General features: G+C 59.4%; 3 protein-coding genes. All 3 read right to left on the bottom strand.

The genetic code is table 11. The features are described 5' to 3' along the window. Positions 1-345 precede the first annotated feature (345 nt). On the bottom strand, positions 346-5,031 hold the full coding sequence (locus tag CLV65_RS06975) for a VWA domain-containing protein (RefSeq protein ID WP_094690369.1): 4,686 nt from the start codon (positions 5,029-5,031) through the stop codon (positions 346-348). Further along, on the bottom strand, positions 5,028-5,741 hold the full coding sequence (locus CLV65_RS06970) for a hypothetical protein (protein ID WP_094690370.1): 714 nt from the start codon (positions 5,739-5,741) through the stop codon (positions 5,028-5,030). Before CLV65_RS06970 ends, CLV65_RS06975 begins: the two co-directional genes overlap by 4 nt. Before the next feature lie 211 nt (positions 5,742-5,952). Next, positions 5,953-7,383: a hypothetical protein gene (locus CLV65_RS06965; protein WP_094690371.1), complete on the bottom strand. Its 1,431-nt coding sequence runs from the start codon at positions 7,381-7,383 to the stop codon at positions 5,953-5,955. Between the last annotated feature and the right edge of the window lie 106 nt (positions 7,384-7,489).

Here is a 7,489-nt window from a genome sequence, read left to right as displayed (position 1 = left end):
TCATTGTCTAGCGACTGAAAATCGTACCCGGCGCGGCCCATGTCCTTTTCCATCAAGGCCGGAATCCGAAAATGCGCAAGAATTCGGACGTTATCTCCTCATCGCAACCGTCATGCATCGTCATCGATCCGCTCCATAAAACTCTATCAGTCCGCGGGAGTTCATCAGGAACAGCACATGATCAGGGATATGTGTTCCGACAAACGTCGCAGCACCATGGTTTCGGAAGGAACCGGAATATGAATACGCGTTCGACGAGGCCTGGAACAGAAGGCTGTGGACACGCCGTGACACGCCGCCGGTTTACGGCGTGTCACGGCATCTTGTATCCATCATTGTCACAGGTCAGCTGACGTATCTGACCCACAGTTCCCCGGTACCGCTCAGTCCACCGCTGTTTGTCACCGTATATGGAACACGGCTGGTCACGCCACCGGCAAACCCGGGTTCAGGCGTGAACGTCGCCTCGAGCAGGCCGTTTTCCGCATCCCAGGCGATCGTCCACGTACCCTCGCCAGGCACGGCAATCGCGTCGGAGCCGTTGGCGAACGCCACGGACGCGAATTCCTCACCCGGATCGTTGAGCACGTCCAGACGCACCGGCGATGTGCCGGATGTGGACTTGCTCACGATCTTATGCGCGTTGTACATGTACGGCGCCTGGTGTGCGCCCACGGTCAGCTGATACACGGTGCTGCCCACGAGCCCGGACTGCGTCACCGCCTTGACGATCACGGAATACGTACCGTCAGCCGCGTATGTGGCGGAGGCCGTCTCGCCGGGAGCAGTCGTCATGGTCTGCCCGTTGCCGAAATCCCACTCGTAAGACACAACCGGGTCGTTCTCCTGATGCGTCACCGCCGTGGCGGTGAAATCGGCCTGGTCGCCCGTATATACGGCGTGACCAAGCTCGACATTCACGTCAGGCCTCTTGACAGCGTCCACGACCGTTTCGGTCAGACGATTGACAAAATCGTCACGCATGTACTCCACAAAGTGACCGCCGGTCGCTTCGGAGAGCTCCGTGGCGAACTTCGTCCAGTCATAGCCCCAGTCGTTCACGGCCTGGGCGCCATAGGAGCCATCAGCGGAAGCAGCGCCGTCCACCACGGTCAGGGCCTCGGCGGCGTCACCGGCATCGAGGGCCACGTCGCCGCCCGGGGCAGCCTGCGCGGCGGCCAGCGCGAACGCGAGCGGATCGGCGGAACCCACCGCATGGGCCGCGGAGAACGCCACGGCGTCATCCGACGCCACGCGGTCCGCCACGGTGCCGGCGGAAGCGGCGCTGGGGGCACCGACCGCGGAAACCGTGGAATATTGGTACACCTCACCCGTTGCATAGACCTGGATGTCCTTGGACTTGAGCTTGGCCACCGTGGTGTCGAACGTCAGCCCATTGGGCTCGGGATCGGTCGCCGGTTCGTCGCCCACCAGGATGATGGACCTCTTGACGTTCTGGCGCCATTCCATGTCGGCCGCCTGCGACAGACCCGAGTACACGGCCTCAAGACCGCCGCCGTCGAACGGCGCGTTCTTGATGCCGTCGACTACGGTGTCTGTCTCCGTGGTGAACGGCACCACCAGACGCACACCGCCATTGGCGTAATAGCAATCGCTGTACGTCAGGTATGCGATGCGCGTCGTCGGCGAATCGGCGTGAATCGTATTCGTCAGGGCCTCGATGTTGTTCTTCACATCGGCGATCTCATCCCACATGGACCCGGTCGTGTCGATGACGAACGCCACATCGGCGTCCGTCGTGCCGTCCACGACCTCCGTGGCGGGATCGTCGTAATACGTTTCCACAACGATCGAGTCATCCGGCACCTGGAAGGAGCGCCCGTTCGCCACGCTGTAATCCATCAGCGTGGTGTGCACGGTCACGCCCTTCATCCCAGCCAGGGACCCCGGGGTGACGCCCATCTGGGCGGCCACGGCGGACTGGCTCACGCCAAAGAAATCGCCGGCTTTCAGCTGCCCGGTCTTCGAAGCGCCCGTCGCCGCATCCTTCCACGTGACCTTCACCATGCCGTCGCCCAAAACGAAGCCGGAATCATGAGACAACGCATCAACGGGCTTCTGTTGAGTTCCTTGGCCATCAGTCGAGATTACGAAGGATTTACAAACATCTCCAAGTACCCATTCCTTTGAAGCAAGATTCACAGATTTCTCAAATGTAATCTTTGGCGTCACTTCATTATCTATTTCCGGAATATCTCCCACTCCGTTCCAAGGAAGCCCAACTGTGAAATAGCCATCAATGCGCATCAACATTTTTGAATTCAACGAAAGGCTCAGTTCCCCATTCTTGAATTCAAACTTCCCAATTGAATCGAGAAATATCTCGAAATCAGATTTAATGCCTACTGATTCATACAATTTCAGTTGTGGACTCAACCGCGGTCCGACAGACAACTCAAGATTTGCACCCGCGGAAACTCCTCCGCTGGAGCATTCAGGTGTGATACCGCCATCGATACCATCACTATTAGCATATTTTCTTCCTCCGTTGTCATCTTTCACGAACCCCAGCTGCTTCTTCTCTTCAAGATGGATGCCGGCGGACAGAGCCATGTCTGAAGTCGCCACGAGGTACATCGGAATGGATTCAGAAAGAACCACGGGGATTACTGCCTGAAACACCTGAACCACTTTAGGGTTTGCGATTAGCACCGAAGCTTCAATCTCTCCAATGGTCGACAACTTCATATCACCAGAAAGACTCGTATCAATCTCAAACTTTAGATATTCCACCGCAGGGTGCGGAATGAACCATTGATATTGCAATACAACAGAGATTCCAAAAACTATCCCTGCTCCAAGTTCCAACGACACATCGACTTTCGCCCCGCTAGTGTGTCGAGGGCTATCCCGCATATGCTTTGCACGCAACTGGTTCGTGAGATCGACTTCAAAATCCAAGCTAGTATGCTGTATAAAAGAAGAGTCACGATTATTGGTAGCCTCCCAATCAGCATTAGCCATCTGGAACATCCCCTCATCCGAGACTGTCTTCAGCTTCGCAGAATCATCGCCGCCGATCGTCGCCGTCTGCGCAACAGGAGATGCCATCATCTGCACATCCGCATCGGTATCGGCGACCTTTTGATAATCGGAGGAAGTCACGGATTGTGCGGCACCGCCATCCACGGGCTCATTGATTGTCACATCACTGGCCGTATCGAAATCGTCCGTCGTAAAACTGGTCGTTCCCTGGCTCTGAGTATTCCCGTCAATCTTCACCTGATAGAACGCATCGGTGAGATCCGCGGCATGTGTGCCGATAATCCACAGGTCGCCGACGCGGTCGATGGAATCGACCCAGCGCAGAAGGCCCTGCGGCGCGTTCGGCGCGATGTCACTGACGATGATGTCGCCAACATGGAAAGTGGGCTCGCTGTTCACAGTGACCGACGAATCATCCAAGGCGACAATCGGGCTGTTCTCGCCAGCCGGCAGCACCACGTCCTTGCCGTTCGTCACGGTGTCGGAGGAGTCGGGAAGCTCCACCGTCACCGACACGGACGCTTTCGCGCTCGCCCCGTCACGGCTCGTGGCAACAACCGAATACGTCACCTCGCCGCTGTACTGCGCGCCGCTGAAGAAAGACCATTCGGCACTTCCATCGGACGCATAGTCCACAGCGGCATTGCCGATCTTCTGCCCATCGCCGTACACCTCGACGGCGGAGATGGACGCATCGGATGCCACCTCTCCTGAGAAGGTCGTACCGGCATGTTCGCTGAAATCAAGCATGTCGCCGTCCTTGACGGAGGAGAAAGACACCGTCACATCCCCCGAATCGGCAGGTGCCGCGCCAATCAGGTCTCCCAGAAGCGCCACATTCGCAGTAACCGGAGCGCCCAGATTCGAAACCGTTACATCCTGCGCGCCGCCTTCCACGATTTCCATCTGCGGCAAGGCGCCGGACTCGGCATCGACGACGGCACCGTGGGAACGACCAGCGAGCGGCGTCCCGACTTCGACGAACGACCTGGACGTTCCGCCGCCTGTCGCCCCGACGAGAGCGATGCCCGCCGACGCGTCAGACGCACGCTGCATCGACACGCTGCCGGTAGTGGCCTCACTGGTCGACGCATCATTCCACACGACGCCATTGCGCGAAGGAACATAACTGCCGTCGACATTCGCCGCCGACAGGTTCTCCCCGGTTCCCACAACGTATCCGCGCTCGTCAAGCCGCAGGGATCCCGCCGCACCATCCGTCATGACCTGGATATTCCCATCGGAATCCGGCACGACGATGGTCGACACGATGCTTTGCCCTGCCGGCAAGGCTAGGGATTGGCCGCCGACCACGACTTCACAGGCCCGGTCGAGCGTGACATCGAGCGTGACGTATGCGGCCCGTACTCCGTCTGCGGGCACACCGCCCCTGCCGACCAGACCCACGCTCATGGGGTCCGCGGACAGCGAGGCACCCGCCAGTCCGACGGACGTATCCGCTCGCGTCACCGGGGTGGGCAGGGCGACGGTGGATCCGGGCGTCGTGGAATCCGCACCGAAAGACGCGAGTACTTCAACCGTCGCATCCACGGCGGCGGAAGCGCCGATGCCCACCGTCCCGTCGGCGGCAAGAGGCGCCAGAACCGCGGTGGAAACATCATGGCCGGCGGTTGCGTGGAGCACCGGCAGTCCGCCGACCGTGACATCGGCATCGACGGCGGCCTGGAACACGGATACTCGCAAAAGCACCGCCGCGCTGCCTGAAGCGGCGTTCACCGCCACGGAACGCTCGCCATCGGACGGCAGGGTTCCCCTGCCAAGCACCGTATCAACAGCGGGAACACGATACGAGGCATCCCAAGTTATAGCGGACGGCACATCGGTAATCGGCGCTTCGTCGGCATACGCGGCACTGATACCGATGCCCGCGCCCATGGCGAGTGCGACCACAGAGGCAACGAAGCCCTTGAAGCCGGAAGCGGCCGCCGAACGCTTGCGTCCGGATTCCGACCGACCGGAGTCATTGAACCGATTGGTTTTGTTATTCAACGCCACGATCTTCATCGCACATCCCCTTCCTCTGCCGCATCATTCATGACATCCGCATCCGCTTCATCCTCTTCCGCAACCGCATACGCACGATGGCGGCCGACGGCCAGAACGACCAAAGCCAACGCAAGGAACGCCACGGCGAGCATAGCGACGAACGCAACATGCGAGCCCGTGCTGGACAAATCCGAGGGCTGCGCCTGCGTGCCATCGTCCGCAGACGCACCCGGGGCAGGTTCCAGGGCAACGGCATCAACCGTCTGCCCGTCGGATCCATTGAAACTTACCGGCATACGCGCTTCCGCAATCACCACGTCTCCCCCGCCCACGCAGGTGATGGCGACGGATGCGTCAAAAGCCCTGTCGGATTCGAGGCTGAACTCCGCCTGCCGCCCCCACAGAGTCGAATCAACCGGCACAATCGCCGTCATACCCGTGGCCGAACGCCGAAAATCAAGTTCCATCCCGAGCGATGTTCCCGACAGATCGGCAGACTGGACCGCATCTCCCTCGACATCAACCCACATCTGAACCGTGTTCTGCGGAATAGCGGAGGAACCGCCGTCACCGGCATACGCCCGTGCGATCGGTGTCAGAACAACCATCGCCAGGCAGGCAAGCAGCAACGCGAAACACGCCACACCACCCACCGTCTTGCCAACGAACCGCCGCAACCGCATGAACGGCCGGCATTGCGACGCATAGTACGCCCCATTCTCTTCCATATCGTTCTCCTTTTACACGCCCATCCGCCAACAACACGCGGCACGAAAAACCTCTCCCTGGTCTTTCGCGGACGTCGCTCCCTTTACGGCGACATCACAGGCTTTGCCAGCATATCAGAACATCACCGGAATCATTTCCTCCCGACACTACACGAACGCAAGATGGGCGCTGAATCCTTCCCAGACCCATCCGACAATACGGCGACACGCCTCACACCCGCGGCGTGTCGCTACACCCCCGCACACGCGGCTCCACCACACACAGGCCATCCCACGCACGCCACAACGTCACCCGATCGCCCACACCCACCGGAACCACACGAAGCCGCGCCGCATCATCACCCAAATACGAATCGGCACGCCCCGGATCACAAAACGCCCACTCACGCCCCACACGCCCACGCCGCACAAAACGCACCAACGCCATATACCCAAAACCACACCAAAACCGACGATTAAACAACGGAACAACCACCACATCCTCAACAACACCTTCACCTCTTCCCAATTCGATGCCAACCCGCCCTTCTGTCTGCGGAAAAGCAAGTTTTTCTCCGCCAACCACGAAATCGGATACGCGGGTGGGGAGAATCCGGGAATCCCGCTGCTCGGATTCCCCACAATTGACTTCTCGATTCTCGGAATACCCGATTTGACACACCCGAGTACGCCAAAGACGACCCCATGGCTGGGCATACGCCCACGCACCATAGGAACCAGGCCCCTGCGGATTTCCCACACTACCTTCCGTACACTTGAACAGAGCCATGGAGAACACCACGACCTGATGTTCCTCCGCGCACATCGGATATCGCGCATCGGACACATCGTGTATACGGATGAACGGACTGCCGAGAGGACGCAGCACCGCATAATAATAGATGATGACGTTCTGCCCGGGCGCAAACCTCGACGGTGTCGCATCCGTCCACATCCTCCGCAGCTTGCCACACGCATCGCGGAACTCCACCTCGTAAACACACACCACAGCCCCATCACCAGAATAACCGTCATACCGTCGCACCGTCTTGACAATCGGAAGACTCAACGAAGATATGACAACCCCGCCAGCCACACGCAGACCAGAAGCCCCCGGGATTTTCCAAGCCGTCCCAACGGGGTGCGCAAATTCGGCCACAGGAGACGATTCCCTCACGAGCGGGAAGGCAAAACCGGCGCCTTGAAACTCCCGATCCCTTATCTCATCTACGGACGGAACAACATATCCCTCGCCGCCTTCGCATCCTCGTGCCGGCGCGTCTGTGTCTTGCGTATTGGACGAGAGGGGCCGCACGCCCCCATCGCCTTCCGAGGCACCCCGCCCTCCCCTGACTTTGCCACGCTGTGCCATCACGACAAACACCACTATCTCAACGGTAGGAACAATCGACATCAGAACAAATCCCACGGCATCAATCCATGACATCGGCTTCCCCCGGGAAATCAACACCATGGCGCAACCGATGACGAAAGGAACCACCACCGCCACCGCTCTCAACCCAAACTGCGTACCAGTAACCTGCACCATATCCGGTGCAACCAGAGGTCGCCATTCAGCCTCATACGGGTACACCGGAACCGCGGGACCCGATTCACTATCACGGGGCTGCGCAACACCGGCATCATTCCCCGAAACAACCATGCCGCCACCTCTCCTCAACTCGCGACCGACGCCGCCTGCGCCCACGACTCACCAACGAACGAAGCGCCACTCCATCATCTCATACACCGAACACGACCCGTCAAAC

Origin of the sequence: Pseudoscardovia suis (genome assembly GCF_002797875.1) — a bacterium.
GTDB classification, from domain to species: Bacteria; Actinomycetota; Actinomycetes; order Actinomycetales; family Bifidobacteriaceae; genus Pseudoscardovia; species Pseudoscardovia suis.
This window is presented reverse-complemented; position numbering and strand designations above follow the sequence as displayed.